The organism is Pseudomonas sp. Irchel s3b2 (assembly GCF_900187445.1).
In the GTDB taxonomy this organism is placed as follows: Bacteria; Pseudomonadota; Gammaproteobacteria; order Pseudomonadales; family Pseudomonadaceae; genus Aquipseudomonas.
The window spans coordinates 144,407-162,354 of the sequence record NZ_FYEB01000004.1 but is presented as its reverse complement, the minus strand read 5'-3'; the positions used below and the strand labels follow the sequence as shown (position 1 = coordinate 162,354).

Genomic DNA, 17,948 nt, shown 5'->3' with positions numbered 1-17,948 from the left:
CGAGCCGTAGGAATATAGCTCGATTTGATGTGGATCAATCTTGGAAGGTGTTACGGGATCGGAGTCGTCTGACCCGATCCGTAACATCAGCCTATTACTGGCCGGAGACAGGCATGGCTGAAATTGGCTCGGTCGGTGCCGGCATGGCGCCGGAATCCGACAGAGGAGTGACCGTTTCCGTGGACGAAGTCGGCTCGGTGTTCTCGGCTGGGGTAATCGGTGCCGTTTCAGCGGGTGGCACAACAGGCTCCGAAGCGGCTGGAGCAGGTTCGACTACCGGCGCTGGAGCAGGAGCAGGTTCTGCCGCCGGGACCGGGGTTGGCGCCAACTCAGCCGGCGCAGCCTTGGCCTCAGGCACACCCAGGTCGGTTTTCGGCTTCTCGGGGATGTGCGCGGCCTTCTTCGCTTCCGGCGGCAAGAACAACTCGACCAGGGCAAAGAAACGTTCGTAGAACTTGGCTGAAGATACGGTTTCGCTGGCAACCTTGACCATCGAGTCGTCGGACGAACCGATCGGCATCGATACCGAGCCCAACACACCGACACCGAGGCTGGCGGAGTTGTTGGTCTTTTTCAGCGCATAACGGTCCTGCAAGGCGTTGGCGAACATCGTCGCGTGATGCCCTTCGCTGCCGTCATCGGCACAGACCACGTTGAAGCTGATCTCCATGTGGGTCTCGCCGGTCTGCTGGAAGCTTTTGTGCCCACTGACCAGTTTCGAATCGGCGCTGGTGATGATGTAACCCTGGCTGAGCAAAGCCCGACGGGCGGCCTCGCAGGTCTGCGCATCGGTCACCGGGTAGTTGCGCGAAAACGTTCCGGAGTCGTCGAAGTTCTCATGCTCATAGATGGCGGCTTTCTTCGACGAACAACCGGCAGCGGCGGCCAGCACCAAGGCCAGCCCGACAACACGCATGGGAATTGATCTAAACATTGAACATCCTGAGGAAAACGGTTCGGGGCGTATTGTGCAACAGATCGATGCTTAGCGGAGCATCGATTATGTCTTAAAACGGTTACATGTTTGTTGAGCCAGGTTCTAAGGAGAAGTCACACAAACACATTGCGTAGGCTTAAAAAAAAACCCCAGCCTTTCGGCCGGGGTCTTTTGTGTCGCGCAACACTCAGTCAGGCATCAGAAACGCTTGATGTCCGCTTCGCTTTCCAGCTGTTTGCGGTAGGCCGCAAAGTCTTGCTGGCCAATGCGCGAGGCGAGGTAGCGACGGTATTGAACCTTCTCTTCTTCGGTCGGCGCCGCGGCTTCGTTCACGCCGTCCAGACGCACGATCACCAGGCTACCATCGGCCAGGGTCACGCTGCTGAAGGTCGGCTTGTCTTTGGAGACTGGCTTGGGCATGCGGAACAACGCTTGCAGCACAGTTGGGTCGACCCCTTCCTGAGCACGAGTCGCCACTTGAGTCACCTTCCAGTTCTGACCATCGATCGCCTTGTCCAGTGCAGTCTTGCCATCGCGCAGACCGACGATCAGTTGATCAGCCTTGGTCTTGGCGGCAGCACTGGCATGCTCCTTGGTCAACTGCGCACGAATGCTGGCAGCCACGCTTTCCAGCGGCAGTTGCTCAGGCTTGCGGTGTTCCTTGGCGCGCAGAACGATCACGGTTTCCGGGTCCAGCTCGATGGCGGTGCTGTTGGCACCCTCATCCAGCACTTCAGGACTGAACGCAGCGGTCACCACGGCACGGTTGGCCGCAACACCTTCGCCACCTTCCCGGCCGAATGGCGCGGAGGTCTGGACGGTCAACTTCAGGTCCTGTGCTGGCTGGGCCAGATCGGAGGCTTCGAACGACGAGTCTTCCAATTGCTTGGTCGCCTCGACGAAACGCTGCTCGACCTGCTGGGTTTTCAGCTCGCGGGTCAGCTTGTCTTTCAGGCTGGCGAACGTTGGCACTTCAGGGGCTTCAACGCCCAGCAACTTGATCAGGTGGAAACCGAAGTCCGTGCGAACCGGCTCTGATACCTGATCCTTGGCCAACGAATACAGGGCTTTTTCAAACGCTGGATCGTAGACACCTGGACCTGCAAAACCGAGGTCACCGCCGTTGTTCGCCGAGCCTGGATCCTGGGAGAACTCCTTGGCCAGGGCCTCGAACTTCTCACCTTTGGCCAGACGCGCCTGCACTTCTTCGACTTTGGCCTTGGCTTGCGCCTCGGTCACCTTATCGTTCACTTCGATCAGAATATGCGCAGCCCGGCGTTGCTCGGACAGGTTTGCGGTTTCTTTCTGATACGCCGCTTGCAGGTCTTCGTCCTTGACGCTGACCTGATCAAAGAAGGACGCCTTCTTCAATTCGAGGTAGTCGATGACCACCTGATCCGGCGTCATGAATTCCTTGGCGTGTTCGTCGTAGTAAGCCTTGACCTCATCGTCGGTCAGTTTCACCGCCGCAGGATCTGCCTTGATGTTCAGGGTGGCGAAATCGCGGGTCTGTTTTTCCAGACGGGCAAAGGCCAGAACCTGTGCATCGGTGACAAAGCCGCTACCGGCCAGGCCAGCGCGCAGCTGACCGATCAGCATTTCCTGAGCCAGCATCTGGCGGAATTGCAGACGGCTGTAGCCGAGTTGACGGATCACCTGATCGAAGCGTTCGGCACTGAACTTGCCATCCACCTGGAATTCAGGCGTTTGCAGGATCACCTGATCCAAAGCCGCTTCGGAGAAAGCGAATTTCGATTTTTCTGCGCCTTGCAGCAGCAGTTTGCGATCGATCAGGCCTTTGAGGGCCGATTCGCGCAGCATTTTTTCGTCGAGCAAGGAAGCATCGAAATCCTTGCCCAGCTGTTGCATGAGCTGACGGCGTTGCATATCGACCGCCTGGTTCAGCTCGTTTTGACTGATTTCTTCACCATTGACCTTGGCCGCATCCTGGCTGTTGGTCGTCGCCTGGAAAATGGCCTCGATACCGGTGAAAGCCATCAGTACAACGATGATCCCGATAATGGTCTTGGCAATCCAGCCTTGTGAATTGTCCCTGATATTCTGCAGCATGCGTCCCCCAGAAACGGTTGAACTTCAAAATTAGGCAACCGTGGAGCGTGGGTAGAATCCGAATAGAAGAAAGGCGCATCCGAGGATGCGCCTTCTCGTAACTGGCGGAGCGGACGGGACTCGAACCCGCGACCCCCGGCGTGACAGGCCGGTATTCTAACCGACTGAACTACCGCTCCGCTGCCAAGTCAGGAATGACCCCGACCCGGATGGGCAAAAACCTGAATCGAACTTAGTTGACAGCTTCTTTCAGTGCTTTACCAGCTTTGAAACCTGGTTTTTTGGCGGCGGCGATTTCCAGCGTCTTACCGGTCTGTGGGTTACGACCGATGCGAGCTGGACGATCGGTCACGGAGAAGGTACCGAAACCAACCAGAACAACAGAGTCGCCAGCCTTCAGAGCGCCAGTGACGGATTCGATTACAGCGTCCAGCGCACGGCCAGCAGCAGCTTTCGGGATATCAGCGGATGCAGCGATAGCATCAATCAGTTCCGACTTGTTCACTCTAAGTCCCCTTATATCTATTTGAGTTTGATTCTAAGTTTTTTGGTGAAAGCAAAAAAACGAGTGCTGAATGGCCTACAGACACTTAAGAGCCGCTTTATAACAAGGGCTCTAAAAAACTGTCAACAAGCCCCCCCAGGCAAATGCGTACTAATGCGTGCTAATTCTTTCCTTAGAGTCAGACTCGCGTTTTTCATCCTTTGCAACGATCTCCGGAACCACATCCGGCAAGGGCTCCGGCGCGTATTGCAGCGCAATTTGCAGGACCTCGTCAATCCATTTAACGGGTTTAATCTGTAGATCTTGCTTGATATTGTCAGGAATTTCCTTCAGATCGCGTACGTTCTCTTCAGGAATGATCACTGTCTTGATTCCGCCACGGTGAGCAGCCAACAGTTTTTCTTTCAAGCCACCGATCGCCAGCACCTGACCACGCAAGGTAATTTCGCCAGTCATGGCGACGTCCGCTCGTACAGGTATGCCAGTCAATGCCGACACCAGGGCCGTGCACATGCCTACACCGGCGCTAGGGCCATCCTTCGGCGTCGCCCCTTCAGGCATGTGGATGTGCGTGTCGCGCTTCTCATGGAAGTCCAGGGGAATCCCCAGGCTCTTCGCACGACTGCGGACAACGGTCAGGGCTGCGGTGATCGATTCGACCATCACGTCACCCAGGGACCCCGTCTTGATCAACTGGCCTTTACCCGGTACGACCGCGGCTTCGATGGTCAGCAATTCGCCGCCCACCTGGGTCCACGCCAAGCCAGTTACCTGGCCGATCTGATCCTGCGACTCAGCCAGACCATAGCGGAATTTACGCACACCCAGGAAGTGCTCGAGCATGTCGGCAGTGACCTTCACCGAGAAGCGTTTTTCCATTGCATGCTCTTTGACTGCCTTGCGGCAAACCTTGGCAATCTGGCGCTCCAGCCCACGTACACCGGCTTCGCGGGTGTAATAGCGGATGATGTCGCGGATCGCTTCGGCGTCGAATTCCAGCTCGCCTTTCTTCAGACCGTTGGCGGTAATCTGCTTCGGCGAAAGGTATTTGACGGCGATGTTGATCTTCTCGTCTTCGGTGTAACCCGGCAGACGAATCACTTCCATCCGGTCCAGAAGTGCCGGCGGAATATTCATGGAGTTGGAGGTGCACAGGAACATCACATCGGACAGGTCGTAATCGACTTCCAGATAGTGATCGTTGAAGTTGTGGTTCTGCTCGGGATCGAGCACTTCCAGCAACGCCGACGCCGGATCGCCACGCATGTCGCTGCCCATTTTGTCGATTTCATCGAGCAGGAACAGCGGATTGCGGACGCCCACTTTCGTCATCTTTTGAATCAATCTTCCTGGCATCGAACCGATATAAGTCCGGCGATGACCACGAATTTCCGCCTCATCGCGCACGCCACCGAGGGCCATGCGCACGAATTTGCGGTTGGTGGCGTGAGCGATCGACTCCGCCAGAGAGGTTTTACCCACCCCAGGAGGACCGACCAGGCACAGCACCGGGCCACGAATCTTCTTCACGCGCTTCTGTACAGCGAGGTATTCGAGGATCCGCTCTTTGACTTCTTCCAGGCCATAGTGGTCGGCATCAAGAATATCTTCGGCACGGGCCAGGTCCAGACGCACCTTGCTCTGAGCTTTCCACGGCACTTGAACCAGCCAGTCGATGTACGAACGCACCACCGTCGCTTCCGCAGACATTGGCGACATTTGCTTGAGCTTGTTCAGTTCGGCCTGAGCCTTGGCCAACGCGTCTTTCGGTAGACCGGCGGCATCGATGCGCTTTTTCAGCTCTTCGATTTCGTTGTGGCCTTCGTCGCTGTCGCCCAGTTCTTTCTGAATGGCCTTCATCTGCTCATTCAGGTAGTACTCGCGCTGGCTGCGCTCCATTTGCTTTTTAACGCGGCCACGAATGCGTTTTTCGACTTGCAGCAGATCGATCTCGGCATCCAGCAACGCCAGAACGTGCTCGACCCGGGCCGACAAATCGATGATTTCGAGGATTTCCTGCTTCTGCTCGATCTTCAGGGCCATGTGCGCGGCCATGGTGTCTACCAGGCGGCCTGGCTCGTCGATGCTGTTAAGCGACGACAGGACTTCAGCGGGGACCTTCTTGCCCAGCTGCACATATTGTTCGAACTGAGCCAGCAGGCTGCGGACAAACACTTCCGACTCGCGCTCAGGCGCGTCGGCTTCGTCGATCAGCGAAACTTCGGCGCGGCAGTGGCCGTCGACTTCGCTGAAGCGCTCCACGGCGCCTCGCTGCTCGCCCTCGACAAGAACCTTGACCGTGCCGTCAGGCAGCTTGAGCAGCTGCAGAACGGTAGCGATGGTGCCTACGCGATAAAGTGCTTCTTCACCGGGATCGTCGTCAGCAGGATTTCGCTGAGCCAACAGAAGGATTTGCTTGTCGCCCGTCATCGCTGCCTCGAGGGCTTCGATGGATTTCTCGCGCCCCACGAACAGCGGGATAACCATGTGCGGATAAACCACGACATCACGCAATGGCAGGAGAGGCAATTCGATGGTTGTCTTCATGATTTCGCCTCTACGGCGGCCATAAGGCCGTAAACAGATGGAAGTAAGCTTGAAACCAAGATGGGGGCTGTTTTGGAAAAAAACAAGCTGATAAAAGTACCAGTTAAACGATTGCTGCTTGCGATGGCCCGAGCACAACCGAAAACAGGCAGCCTTCGCCGGCCAGCCAGCTCCTACAAGCCAGCACCTACTATGGGGCCCATAATAGCAAAGGGGCCCGAAGGCCCCTTCTTTATTCCAGCAGTGTGACGCTTAGGCGTCCGGCGCTGCCTTGGCAGTCGGCTCACTGTTTTCGTAGATATACAGTGGCTTGGACTTGCCTTCTATAACGCTTTCATCGATCACTACTTTACTCACCTCGGACTGCGAGGGGATTTCATACATAGTGTCGAGCAATACACCCTCGAGAATCGAGCGCAGTCCACGGGCACCGGTTTTGCGTTCCAGAGCACGTTTGGCGACTGATTTCAGCGCATCGGCCCGGAATTCCAGGTCCACGCCTTCCATCTCGAACAGCTTGGCATACTGCTTGGTCAGAGCATTTTTCGGCTCGGTGAGAATCTGCATCAATGCAGCCTCATCGAGCTCGTCCAGCGTGGCAAGTACCGGCAGACGACCGACGAATTCCGGGATCAGACCGAACTTGACCAAATCGTCAGGCTCGACTTCACGCAGGGACTCACCGACTTTCTTGCCTTCTTCCTTGCTGCGCACTTCCGCGTTGAAACCAATGCCGCCCTTGGTGGAACGGTTTTGAATAACCTTTTCCAGACCGGAGAACGCACCACCGCAGATGAACAGGATGTTACGGGTGTCGACCTGAAGGAATTCCTGCTGCGGGTGCTTGCGACCGCCCTGAGGCGGAACGGAGGCAACCGTGCCTTCGATCAACTTGAGCAGGGCCTGCTGCACGCCTTCACCGGAAACGTCCCGGGTGATCGACGGGTTGTCAGACTTGCGCGAGATTTTGTCGATCTCATCGATGTAGACAATGCCCATCTGGGCTTTTTCTACGTCGTAATCGCACTTCTGCAGCAGCTTCTGAATGATGTTCTCAACATCTTCACCGACATAACCCGCCTCGGTGAGAGTGGTTGCGTCGGCGATGGTGAACGGAACGTTCAGCAAGCGGGCCAGTGTTTCGGCAAGCAGGGTTTTACCCGAGCCTGTCGGGCCGATCAGCAAGATGTTGCTTTTGCCGAGTTCGACGTCGTCATTCTTTTTGTCACGCTGGTTCAGACGCTTGTAGTGGTTGTACACCGCTACGGCCAGAACCTTTTTCGCACGCTCCTGACCAATCACGTACTGATCAAGGATGCCGCTGATTTCTTTAGGCGAAGGCAATTTATGCGCGCTGCTTTCGGCCTGGGCTTCCTGCACCTCCTCACGGATGATGTCATTGCACAGGTCGACGCATTCGTCGCAGATAAAGACCGAGGGGCCGGCAATCAATTTGCGCACTTCATGCTGGCTTTTGCCACAGAAGGAGCAATAGAGCAGCTTGCCGTTGTCCTCGCCGTTGCGGGTGTCAGTCATTCGTTCGATCCAAATCCGATAGGCTTGCAACACAAGATGAAGGCTATTGCGGGCTTTTTCAAGCCCGCTGGTGATCGGACCCGCCGACCAACCTTATTTTGAGCTGCTTATTTTAAGCGGGGCGCTGGTTGATCACTTCATCGATCAACCCGTATTCACGCGCTGCTTCTGCACTCATGAAATTATCGCGGTTGGTATCGCGCTCGATTTCTTCAAGAGTGCGCCCGCTATGCTTGGCCATCAGCGTGTTGAGACGCTCACGAATGAAGAGGATTTCCTTGGCATGGATTTCGATATCCGAGGCCTGGCCCTGGAAACCGCCCAGTGGCTGGTGAATCATCACACGCGAGTTCGGCAGGCAGTAACGCTTGCCTTGGGCACCGGCCGTGAGTAGAAACGCACCCATGCTGCACGCTTGACCGATACAGGTGGTCGACACGTTTGGCTTGATGAACTGCATGGTGTCATAGATCGACATGCCCGCCGTCACCGAACCGCCCGGCGAGTTGATATAGAGATGGATGTCCTTGTCCGGGTTTTCCGCTTCAAGGAACAGCAGTTGCGCACAGATCAGGTTGGCCATGTAGTCCTCTACCGGACCAACCAGAAAGATCACTCGCTCCTTGAGAAGGCGCGAGTAGATGTCATAGGCGCGTTCGCCACGAGCAGACTGCTCGACAACCATCGGGACCAGGCCGCCTGCGGCCTGGATATCAGAGTTCTGCTGAATATACGAATTACGGAACATGCTCTGCAGTCACTCCCAAATAGTTATGTCTTGAATACGCATAAGCCAGCACGAAGGCTGGCTTATGGTGTGTGCTTCTTACCGCAAAAACAATCAGTCGGCTTGTGGAGCTTCTACCGGCTTGACCGCTTCTTCGTAAGAGACCGATTTGTCGGTCACGCTAGCTTTCTGCAGAACAGTATCCACAACTTGTTCTTCCAGCACAACCGAACGGACTTCGTTCAATTGCTGGTCGTTCTTGTAGTACCAAGACACAACCTGCTCAGGCTCCTGGTAAGCCGAAGCCATTTCCTGAATCATCTCGCGAACGCGGGCTTCGTCAGGCTTGAGGTCGAATTGCTTAACTACTTCAGCCACGATCAGACCCAGCACAACGCGGCGCTTGGCTTGCTCTTCGAACAGCTCGGCCGGCAGTTGGTCAGGCTTGATGTTGCCGCCGAACTGCTGAACAGCCTGCACGCGCAGACGGTCAACTTCGTTGGACAGCAGAGCCTTTGGCACTTCGATCGGGTTGGTGGCCAGCAGACCATCCATCACCTGATTCTTGACCTTGGATTTGATCGCCTGACGCAGTTCGCGCTCCATGTTCTTGCGAACTTCGGTGCGGAAGCCTTCCAGGCCGGTTTCCTTGATGCCGAATTGAGCGAAGAACTCTTCAGTCAGCTCTGGCAGCTTAGGCTCGGAAACGGTGTTCACGGTCACGGTGAACTCAGCGGTTTTGCCTGCCAGATCGAGGTTCTGATAGTCCTCTGGGAAGGTCAGGTTCAGAACGCGCTCTTCGCCGGCTTTAGCGCCAACCAGACCGTCTTCGAAACCAGGAATCATGCGGCCGGAACCCAGCACCAGCTGGGTGCCTTTGGCGGAACCACCAGCGAACACTTCACCGTCGACCTTGCCAACGAAATCGATGTTCAGTTGGTCTTCGTTCTGAGCAGCGCGATCGGCGACTTCAAAACGGGTGTTCTGCTTGCGCAGGACTTCCAGCATCTTGTCCAGATCGGCATCAGCCACGTCAGCGCTCAGGCGCTCTACGGTGATACCTTCGAAACCGGCAACGGTGAACTCAGGGAACACCTCGAAAACAGCGACGTATTCCAGGTCCTTGCCAGCTTCCAGGGATTTTGGCTCGATCGACGGCGAACCAGCCGGGTTCAGCTTCTGCTCAACCACAGCCTCATAGAAGGAAGACTGGATCACGTCGCCTACAGCTTCCTGGCGAGCGTCAGCACCGAAACGGCGCTTGATTTCGCTCATTGGCACTTTGCCTGGACGGAAGCCAGCAATCTTGGCCTTTTGGGCAGTCTGCTGCAGACGCTTGTTGACTTGGCTCTCAATGCGCTCAGCCGGCACGGTGACGCTCATGCGGCGCTCAAGAGCAGTAGTATTTTCAACAGAAACTTGCATGGATATTCCTCGTTGCACAGACGTTAGCCGGCCGTTTCCGACCCCAGAATCAAGGGCATGCATTCTAGTGGGTCAAACTCAAGAAGTCACCCTACTGAAAACGGGTAAAAAAGCAGCAGGCAATTTATAGGCGGGGACAAACGGTTGTGCCTCGCCCTGTTAGCAAATACAGCCAGTCATGCCGGGGCTCTGCACCAACCCTTCTATATATAGAAGAGACTGCCAACAATCTCCCTGACAGCCGATCTTGCGAGCAAGGCCGGCGGGCAGCGCGGCATCATCGAGAAACATAAATACGACGAAACGCCCCGCCGCTGCGACCCAGAACCTGCGGCCACTGAAACAAAAAAGGCGCCAGACTGTTAAATCTGGCGCCTTTCGAAATATGGGGTGGACGATGGGGATCGAACCCACGACAACGGGAGTCACAATCCCGTGCTCTACCAACTGAGCTACGCCCACCATATTGCATTACAAAGAATGAACGACTTCTTTGTTGAACCCCAATCATGCCACCGGCATGAGCGAAGCTTTATTTGGTGCGGATGAAGAGACTCGAACTCTTACGCCTCGCGGCGCTGGAACCTAAATCCAGTGTGTCTACCAATTCCACCACATCCGCGGATTGAAGCTGTTAAAGCAAAGGCGCCAGACCGTTAAATCTGGCGCCTTTCGAAATATGGGGTGGACGATGGGGATCGAACCCACGACAACGGGAGTCACAATCCCGTGCTCTACCAACTGAGCTACGCCCACCATATCGCGTTACTTGTGCCAAAGCTGCCTAATGGCGCACCCGGCAGGACTCGAACCTGCGACCATCCGCTTAGAAGGCGGATGCTCTATCCAGCTGAGCTACGGGCGCCTTGTTAGCTGTAACCTTGAAGGACTACAAACTAAGTGCTTTTCAGCCTTGCAGAACCTTGATTCCGCTCGACCTTCTCAACCAGTGCTAGGCTGTGCCCGACAAGTGCGACGAATAGTATAGAGCCCCCCAGAGGGCGTCAAATCCTTTTTATAAAAAATTCATTTAATTAAAGGGGTTAGGGGAATTTGCAGACCAAGCGCCTTTGCCCTCACCTCATGACATGCGAGAATGCGCTCTCTTTTTTTCCCCTCTCGATGGTTAATCACGCGCAATGACTGCACAACTAATCGACGGCAAATCGATCGCCGCCAGCCTGCGCCAGCAGATCGCCAAACGAGTCGCCGAGCGTCGCCAGCAAGGTCTGCGCACGCCCGGCCTCGCAGTGATCCTGGTCGGCAGCGATCCTGCCTCTCAGGTTTATGTCTCGCACAAGCGTAAAGACTGTGAAGAGGTCGGCTTCCTTTCCCAAGCCTATGACCTGCCTGCCGAAACCACTCAAGAAGCACTGACCGATCTGATCGATCGCCTGAACGACGACCCGGCGATTGACGGCGTTCTGCTTCAGCTGCCTTTACCTGAACACCTGGACGCCTCCAAATTGCTGGAGCGCATTCGTCCTGACAAGGACGTCGACGGTTTCCACCCTTATAACGTCGGCCGCCTGGCCCAGCGCATTCCGCTGCTGCGCCCGTGCACGCCCAAAGGCATCATGACGTTGCTGGAAAGCACCGGTGCCGATCTATACGGGATGGACGCGGTCATTGTCGGGGCTTCCAATATTGTTGGCCGCCCGATGGCGATGGAACTGCTGCTGGCCGGTTGCACCGTGACCGTTACCCACCGCTTCACCAAGGATCTGGCGGGCCATGTCGGTCGCGCCGATCTGGTGGTGGTTGCCGCCGGCAAGCCGGGCCTGGTCAAAGGTGAATGGATCAAGGAAGGCGCGATCGTGATCGACGTCGGCATCAATCGTCAGGAAGACGGCAAGCTGGTCGGCGACGTGACCTACGAAGCCGCCCTGCCCCGCGCCGGCTGGATCACTCCGGTACCGGGTGGCGTGGGTCCGATGACTCGCGCCTGCCTGCTGGAAAACACGCTGTACGCCGCAGAAACACTGCACGACTGAGTTCACGCTTGCTTGCAGCGCCGCATAAAAGAACCCCGCCAATCGCGGGGTTTTTTTCGCCCACGAAGAAAGCTCGACCATCCGCCGGAAAAGCCTGCTTTTCTCAGGTTCCGAGACACTTTCACCTGAACATTGAACAACCATCGACAGTTCTTCAGCCATACTCCTAAAATGCGTCGTTTTAAAGAAACAGCCCGTTACAAAACGGTATATCCACCCTTTATGAGTTCGCCAGCGTGAAAATCCGTATTTCAATCCTGAGCCTATTTTTTGCATTTACAGGGACTTTCACCACGCCAACGGTCAACGCCGCAGAAACCACCGCGGCACCCCGAGACATTTCACAACTGAAGATCGCTTCCGGCAGCGCTTTGCTGATGGACATGCAAACCAACAAAGTCATCTATGCCAGCAACCCTGACGTCGTAGTGCCAATCGCGTCCGTCAGCAAACTGATGACCGGCCTGGTGGTGGTAGAAGCCCGGCAAAACATGGATGAATACCTTTCCGTCAACATCAGCGACACCCCGGAAATGAAAGGCGTGTTTTCCCGAGTCAAACTCAAAAGCGAATTGCCGCGCCGGGAAATGCTGCTGATTGCCCTGATGTCATCGGAAAACCGTGCTGCCGCAACGCTGGCTCATCACTATCCGGGCGGTTATGTCGCGTTCATTGCTGCAATGAACGCCAAAGCCAAAGCGCTGGGAATGACCAGTACCCACTTTGTCGAGCCGACGGGCCTCTCTCCGCGCAATGTGTCCACCGCCCGCGACCTGAGCAAATTGCTGATCGCCGCACACAAGTACCCGCTATTGACTCAACTGAGCACCACCAAGGAAAAAACCGTCAGATTCCGTAAACCCAACTACAGCCTGGGCTTTCGCAATACCGATCATTTGGTCAATAAGCCCAACTGGGACATCCGGCTGACCAAGACCGGATTCACTAACGCAGCGGGCCATTGTCTGGTATTGGTCACCCACATGGGCGACCGTCCGGTTGCACTGGTGATCCTCGATGCCTTCGGCAAGTACACGCACTTTGCCGATGCGAACCGGATTCGTAGCTGGATGGAAACCGGCAAGAGCGCCAACGTGCCGTCCGTTGCCCTGCAGTACAAGTCTGACAAGAACCTCAAACATCGCCAGAGCGGTGTGGTTGAAGCGTCGAAGTAAGATCAAAATCTCTGCAAACGAAAAGCCCCGAATAGTCGGGGCTTTTTTTGTCCAGAGTTAATCATTGGGCAATGGCATCTGATCGTCATCCGGAATGCCATCCCCGGCACTGGGGTCTTTCCAACCCTGCGGATGCTTTGTCGGCACCACTGTCGGTCTGGCCAAGGGGTCCCTTAACGGGCTATCCGGATCCATCACCGGATCCACATCCGCTTCGGGGGTTGTTGGAACACTGTCTGGAGGATCTGGACGTTTGTCGTCAAAGCTCGAATCGGTAGACATATGCACCTCTGACTAGAACTTGGGTTTCAGATCGCCAAGTGGATCGTAAGGTTTCGCCGGGGCTTTCTTGCCTTCCTCACCCGGTTTTATATCCCTGGGCGCCTTGGCGGGGCCGATGGGATCGACCTGAGGATCGGCAACGTCCGGAGAATCGGGGTCGAACCCCAACTCGTTATCGGACGAATGCTCAGACGAGTGCGGGCCGGTGGGGGTATTGGAATGTGCCATGGGTGCCTCCTGGTCAAGACCCGGCGATTATTCGGGTCCTTTACATGAGAGGCCAATAACGTTGAGTGGTGCCCTACAGATGACAAACGGGAACTACTGCGCGCCCAACGCTTTCTTCGCCCTGGCTGCCGCCTGCTCCTGACCTGACTGGGCAAGATCGCTCGCCGCTTTCAGCCAGCGCGGCTGATCGACGTTGGCCGGAATCTGGTCCGGTTTCTGGATCAATACGGCCCAACCGCCGGCATTCTCGAATGCCGATTCAAAGGCACTGAACCCCATCAGCAACCGACGATCCATCCCGGCGCGCAGCAATACAGTCTGCTTCTGGCGGTTGTAACCGGCGAGAATGGCGTACCGGGGCTCTGCCCAGAACGCCGAACCTTCGGTGAAGCGCACCATTACCGGATAACCGGCCGCAACCTGGGCCAGCAGCGCCGGCAAATGACTGTCGAGGGGATAAACCACCATCCCGTACTCGCGCGCGAGGTTTTGCATATTCTGCGGCAAGCGGTCTTCGGCACCCGGCAAATGCAGCGGTTTGTCGAGCAACCCCGGGGTTATCACGATGCCTTGCTGGGACAGCAGGCTGGCCAGTACCTGAGGCCCGCTTTGATAACTTTGCCCACGGTAGAACGTACCGCTGAGTTCGACCCGTTCTGGCAGGCGCTTGATCTCAGGCGCCACGCTCCCCGCACAGCCAGCCAGGCCGGCCACGCAGCCAACGATCAGCATTAAAGACCGAATTCGCGAAAATACCCGCACCATCATCACTCTCTTGTTCAGACGCCAGGTATCCACACTCCCGGCTTGGCCGTCGATCATAGGATGCCGCGCGACAGCGGTATAGCCTTAACCGGCAGCTGATTGCATTCGATAGAGCGAACTGGTTGGTGACAGGCGACCTTTGGTCAATTGTCTGAAATACAGCAGCGGCTAGACTGTCATTTACCAAGGAAGAGCGTGCGCCCGATGCAGGGCAAAAAGGAGGCACTGATGAGCCTGACAATGACCATTGTAATGTTGATTTCCGGCTGGCTGGCCGTGGCCGCCGCCATGCTGTGGGGAGTGTTGCGTATTACCCGACGGCATCATCACCACCCGGCTCCATCGGCGCCCGTGGCGAAAAACGATCAACCGACTGCACGCCCCGCCACTGCCCACTGATTGAAGCGCTTTTCAAGCGTACAAACAAAAACGGCCGCCTGGACTCTTGCGAGTTCAGGCGGCCGTTTTTGTTTAACGAAAGTTAAACTTCAGCAGCGATGCGCTTCTGCCTGGCCCGACGCGACAACATGTTCAAGCCTTCGATCGTGGCCGAGAACGCCATGGCCGCATAGACATAGCCTTTCGGTACGTGGGCGCCGAAGCCTTCGGCAATCAACGTCATGCCGATCATGATCAGGAAGCCCAGCGCCAGCATCACCACCGTCGGGTTGTCGTTGATGAACTTGGCCAGAGGATCAGCCGCCAACAACATCACCAGTACCGACACCACCACCGCGATGATCATGATCGGCAAATGCTCGGTCATGCCGACAGCGGTAATAATGCTGTCGATGGAGAACACCATGTCCAGCATCAGGATCTGCCCGATCGCAGCGGCAAAGCCCAAGGTCACTGTCGAGGTGGCCGACGTCGGATCATCCGGGGCCGGGTCCATACTGTGATGGATCTCGGTGGTCGCCTTCCACAACAGGAACAAGCCACCGGCAATCAGGATCATGTCCTTCCAGGAGAACGCATGGCCGAGAATCTCGATCACAGGCTCGGTCAGCTGGACGATGAATGCGATGGTGCTCAACAGCGCCAGACGCAGGATCAACGCCATGCCGATACCGATGCGTCGCGCCTTCTGGCGATGCTGTTCGGGCAGCTTGTTGGTGAGGATCGAAATGAAGATCAGGTTATCGATACCGAGCACGATTTCCATCACCACCAATGTGGCCAGGGCGACCCAGGCAGTGGGGCTTGCAGCAAGTTCTAAAAGGTATTCCATGGGTCAGTCCTGACTCGTTGTAGACGGTTTAGATTTCCTGGGACGTAGATTCGGTTTTGTACGTCTCTTTGGCCGGTTGTTCTTTCTTGCTGATCAAACCGCCCGTGGCATCGCTCAACGCTTGCTCGGCGGCTTTATGGGTATCGTCAATCGCCTGTTTGGCGGATTCAGCAGCCTTGCCCATCAATTGCTGAGCACTTTTCTCGGCCTGGTCGCAACCGGCCAACACCAGTAAAGACGCAATCAGCAGTGCCGTCGTTTTAAGCTTCATGATGCTTTCCTCGATAGAACAGACAGAATCGAAAAGGCGATCCGTCGATAGCGAGGCATTCTAAGGAAGCAAACACTTCAGGAAAATTCGTATTTTTAGCGGTTATACTTCGTCTTTAACGAATCCAGACACCGTATTTGTATGTGCCTGCGGATGATGTGAACAAGGGGATTTTCACCAACATGTTGAATTATCGACAGCTGCACTACTTCTGGGTGGTGGCCAAGACCGGCAGCATCGTGCGTGCCTGCGAGCAACTGAACCTGACGCCACAAACCATCAGCGGGCAGATTTCCTTGCTCGAGCAGACCTATGGCATCGAGTTGTTTCGCCGGGTCGGCCGGCAATTGGAACTCACCGAAGCCGGACGTCAGACCCTGCCTTACGCCGAGCAGATGTTTCAACTCGGTGGCGAGCTGGAATTGATGCTCCGCGCACAACCCAATGAGCAACAAATTCTGTTTCGGGTAGGCGTCGCCGATGTGGTGCCCAAATCCATCGTCTATCGCCTGATCGCGCCGACCATGGAGTTGAACGAACCGCTGCGTATTACCTGTCGCGAAGACAAACTGGAACGCTTGCTTGCTGACTTGGCGATTCAACGCCTCGATCTGGTGATTTCCGACAGCCCGATGCCCTCGCATCTGGACATCAAGGGCTACAGCCAGAAACTCGGCGAATGCGGCATCAGCTTCTTCGCAACCGTTGAGCTGGCGGCGCGTTACGGCCAGAATTTCCCCCGCAGCCTGCACGGCGCGCCGCTGCTGATTCCCGGGCCGGAAACCGTGGTGCGCAGTCGCTTGCAACGCTGGTTTGCCGAACAACAGATCCAGCCGCAGATCGTCGGCGAGTTCGACGACAGCGCCTTGATGCAGGCTTTCGGCCAATCCGGCAGCGGGATATTCATCGGCCCGAGCGTGATTGCCGACGAGGTGAAACGCCAATATGGCGTGGAAGTGATTGGGCAGACCGACGCGGTGCGCGAGTCGTTCTACGCCATCTCGGTGGAACGCAAGGTCAAGCACCCCGGCATTGTCGCCATTACCGAAGGTGCTCGCCGCGAGCTATTCACCGCGATGTGAGCGTCAGGCGCAGATTTCTCGAGGTTTGAAGGTCATCAATGCCATCGCCAACAGGATCGAGACAAGGATAAAACCGGCTGCCGCAAAACCCAGGCCGCCCAAGCCAACACTGTCGATCACCCGCCCACCGATCATCGCGCCCAGACCGATTCCGAGGTTGGCCCCGGCGATGTTCAGCGATGCCGCAAAGGCCGGAGCCTCAGGCGCAGCCTTCATCAGGCGCACGTGGCTGACCAGGAACAGTGCGGCCTGAGTCACGCCCCAAATCCCCATCGCTGCCGCCAGACCGAGGGGTGAATGGATGTTCGGCACCAACGCCACCATGCCGGCGATCATGAAGGCACAGAACGTCACTGAAGCGATGAGCGGATGCCGATCCACCGCGCGACCGCCCAATGAATTGCCGATCAAGCCGACCGCACCGAAGCCCATCAGGCACCAGCCGACCACCGTGCCGTTGAAACCGGCGAGGCGCTCAAGGATGTCGGCCAGGTAGGTGTAAGCGGTGAACATGCCGCTGAACACCAGAATCGATAACAGCACATGCCCCAGCATCAATGGGCTGCGCAGGATTTTGAATTGCGAACGGAAGCTCACCTGATGTTGGTGCAGATTGGTTTTCGGCAAGTAAATGAACAGCAACAACGCCTTGGCAAACGCGATTACCGCCAGAATGGCAAAGGCACTGCGCCAACCGAACGCATCGGAGATCAGCGTACCCACCGGAATGCCGAACACCGTGGCGCAGACGATGCCAAAACCGATCTTGGCAATGGCACGCCCGGCGTAGTCCGGCCCCACGATGTCCACCGCAGTTTCACTGGCCAATGCCCAGAACACCGGCAACCCCAGCGCCGGAATCAATCGCGCAATGGCCATCACCCCGATGTTCGGCGCCAGCGCCGCCAGCGTGTTGGCCAGGCCGAACATGATCAGCACGCTGATAAACAGTTTCCTGCGTTCAAACCTGGCGAAGTAGGCGGTCAGAAACGGCCCGAACGCGGCCACGGTGAACGCAAACAAGGTCACCAATAAACCCGCTTGGGGGATGCTGACGTCCAGGTCACGGGCGATTGCCGGTAACAGGCCAACGATGATGAATTCCGTGGTCAGCACCGTAAAACCGGCGGCGGACAACAGAAGAATGGGCAACAGCATGCAGAACTCCAGGAA

17 protein-coding genes and 5 tRNA genes are annotated in these 17,948 nt (G+C 56.4%); 4 read left to right on the top strand and 18 right to left on the bottom strand.

Annotated elements, in window-relative coordinates; genetic code table 11:
- Nucleotides 1-94: 94 nt before the first annotated feature.
- The 12 genes from CKW20_RS12165 to CKW20_RS12110 form a co-directional block, all read right to left on the bottom strand.
- Nucleotides 95-934, bottom strand: coding sequence for a DUF2242 domain-containing protein (locus CKW20_RS12165; RefSeq protein ID WP_095053115.1), 840 nt, complete (start codon nucleotides 932-934; stop codon nucleotides 95-97).
- Nucleotides 935-1,135: 201 nt separating this feature from the next.
- Entirely contained in the window at nucleotides 1,136-3,007 is a 1,872-nt protein-coding gene (locus CKW20_RS12160) for a SurA N-terminal domain-containing protein (RefSeq protein WP_095053114.1), read from the bottom strand.
- A gap of 102 nt (nucleotides 3,008-3,109) precedes the next feature.
- Nucleotides 3,110-3,186, bottom strand: a tRNA-Asp gene (locus tag CKW20_RS12155).
- Between the two features lie 53 nt (nucleotides 3,187-3,239).
- Nucleotides 3,240-3,512 (bottom strand): HU family DNA-binding protein, encoded by a 273-nt coding sequence (locus CKW20_RS12150; protein ID WP_002552737.1) that lies wholly within the window; start codon nucleotides 3,510-3,512, stop codon nucleotides 3,240-3,242.
- A gap of 150 nt (nucleotides 3,513-3,662) precedes the next feature.
- The gene (gene lon / locus CKW20_RS12145) at nucleotides 3,663-6,059 is read right to left on the bottom strand and encodes an endopeptidase La (protein ID WP_030130871.1); all 2,397 of its coding nucleotides are present in this window, start codon (nucleotides 6,057-6,059) and stop codon (nucleotides 3,663-3,665) included.
- A gap of 252 nt (nucleotides 6,060-6,311) precedes the next feature.
- Nucleotides 6,312-7,595, bottom strand: a complete 1,284-nt coding sequence (gene clpX / locus CKW20_RS12140) for an ATP-dependent Clp protease ATP-binding subunit ClpX (RefSeq protein WP_007901798.1) — start codon at nucleotides 7,593-7,595, stop codon at nucleotides 6,312-6,314.
- Nucleotides 7,596-7,707: 112 nt separating this feature from the next.
- Nucleotides 7,708-8,343 (bottom strand): ATP-dependent Clp endopeptidase proteolytic subunit ClpP, encoded by a 636-nt coding sequence (gene clpP / locus CKW20_RS12135; protein WP_007901795.1) that lies wholly within the window; start codon nucleotides 8,341-8,343, stop codon nucleotides 7,708-7,710.
- A gap of 93 nt (nucleotides 8,344-8,436) precedes the next feature.
- On the bottom strand, nucleotides 8,437-9,747 hold the full coding sequence (gene tig / locus CKW20_RS12130; RefSeq protein ID WP_030130870.1) for a trigger factor: 1,311 nt from the start codon (nucleotides 9,745-9,747) through the stop codon (nucleotides 8,437-8,439).
- 386 nt (nucleotides 9,748-10,133) lie between these two features.
- Nucleotides 10,134-10,209 (bottom strand) — tRNA-His (locus CKW20_RS12125).
- Nucleotides 10,210-10,284: 75 nt separating this feature from the next.
- Nucleotides 10,285-10,369 (bottom strand) — tRNA-Leu (locus tag CKW20_RS12120).
- Between the two features lie 58 nt (nucleotides 10,370-10,427).
- Nucleotides 10,428-10,503 (bottom strand) — tRNA-His (locus tag CKW20_RS12115).
- A 32-nt stretch (nucleotides 10,504-10,535) separates the two neighbouring features.
- Nucleotides 10,536-10,612 (bottom strand) — tRNA-Arg (locus CKW20_RS12110).
- Between the two features lie 274 nt (nucleotides 10,613-10,886).
- On the opposite strand from CKW20_RS12110, the gene folD reads away from it, so the two are divergent.
- Together folD and pbpG are read left to right on the top strand one after the other, a co-directional pair.
- Nucleotides 10,887-11,741 carry a bifunctional methylenetetrahydrofolate dehydrogenase/methenyltetrahydrofolate cyclohydrolase FolD gene (gene folD, locus CKW20_RS12105; protein ID WP_095053113.1) on the top strand — a complete coding sequence of 285 codons (855 nt, stop codon included), beginning with the start codon at nucleotides 10,887-10,889 and terminating at the stop codon, nucleotides 11,739-11,741.
- Between the two features lie 236 nt (nucleotides 11,742-11,977).
- Nucleotides 11,978-12,916 carry a D-alanyl-D-alanine endopeptidase gene (pbpG, locus tag CKW20_RS12100; protein WP_095053112.1) on the top strand — a complete coding sequence of 313 codons (939 nt, stop codon included), beginning with the start codon at nucleotides 11,978-11,980 and terminating at the stop codon, nucleotides 12,914-12,916.
- Nucleotides 12,917-12,973: 57 nt separating this feature from the next.
- On the opposite strand, the gene CKW20_RS12095 is transcribed toward pbpG, so the two are convergent.
- From CKW20_RS12095 to CKW20_RS12085, 3 genes are all read right to left on the bottom strand, one after another.
- Nucleotides 12,974-13,198 (bottom strand): hypothetical protein, encoded by a 225-nt coding sequence (locus CKW20_RS12095; RefSeq protein WP_080772108.1) that lies wholly within the window; start codon nucleotides 13,196-13,198, stop codon nucleotides 12,974-12,976.
- A 12-nt stretch (nucleotides 13,199-13,210) separates the two neighbouring features.
- Complete coding sequence (locus tag CKW20_RS12090; RefSeq protein ID WP_030130813.1) at nucleotides 13,211-13,426, bottom strand: DUF6021 family protein; 216 nt, start codon at nucleotides 13,424-13,426, stop codon at nucleotides 13,211-13,213.
- A 93-nt stretch (nucleotides 13,427-13,519) separates the two neighbouring features.
- A complete protein-coding gene (locus tag CKW20_RS12085; RefSeq protein ID WP_095053111.1) occupies nucleotides 13,520-14,248 on the bottom strand; it encodes a hypothetical protein in 729 nt (242 codons plus the stop codon).
- Nucleotides 14,249-14,419: 171 nt separating this feature from the next.
- On the opposite strand from CKW20_RS12085, the gene CKW20_RS12080 reads away from it, so the two are divergent.
- A complete protein-coding gene (locus CKW20_RS12080) occupies nucleotides 14,420-14,590 on the top strand; it encodes a hypothetical protein (RefSeq protein ID WP_256585035.1) in 171 nt (56 codons plus the stop codon).
- Nucleotides 14,591-14,672: 82 nt separating this feature from the next.
- On the opposite strand, the gene CKW20_RS12075 is transcribed toward CKW20_RS12080, so the two are convergent.
- Together CKW20_RS12075 and CKW20_RS12070 are read right to left on the bottom strand one after the other, a co-directional pair.
- A complete protein-coding gene (locus tag CKW20_RS12075) occupies nucleotides 14,673-15,422 on the bottom strand; it encodes a TerC family protein (RefSeq protein ID WP_095053109.1) in 750 nt (249 codons plus the stop codon).
- 28 nt (nucleotides 15,423-15,450) lie between these two features.
- The gene (locus CKW20_RS12070) at nucleotides 15,451-15,693 is read right to left on the bottom strand and encodes a hypothetical protein (protein WP_095053108.1); all 243 of its coding nucleotides are present in this window, start codon (nucleotides 15,691-15,693) and stop codon (nucleotides 15,451-15,453) included.
- Between the two features lie 182 nt (nucleotides 15,694-15,875).
- On the opposite strand from CKW20_RS12070, the gene nhaR reads away from it, so the two are divergent.
- On the top strand, nucleotides 15,876-16,775 hold the full coding sequence (gene nhaR, locus CKW20_RS12065; protein ID WP_095053318.1) for a transcriptional activator NhaR: 900 nt from the start codon (nucleotides 15,876-15,878) through the stop codon (nucleotides 16,773-16,775).
- Nucleotides 16,776-16,778: 3 nt separating this feature from the next.
- Here nhaR and CKW20_RS12060 read toward each other — a convergent pair whose 3' ends face one another.
- The gene (locus CKW20_RS12060) at nucleotides 16,779-17,933 is read right to left on the bottom strand and encodes an MFS transporter (protein WP_095053107.1); all 1,155 of its coding nucleotides are present in this window, start codon (nucleotides 17,931-17,933) and stop codon (nucleotides 16,779-16,781) included.
- Between the last annotated feature and the right edge of the window lie 15 nt (nucleotides 17,934-17,948).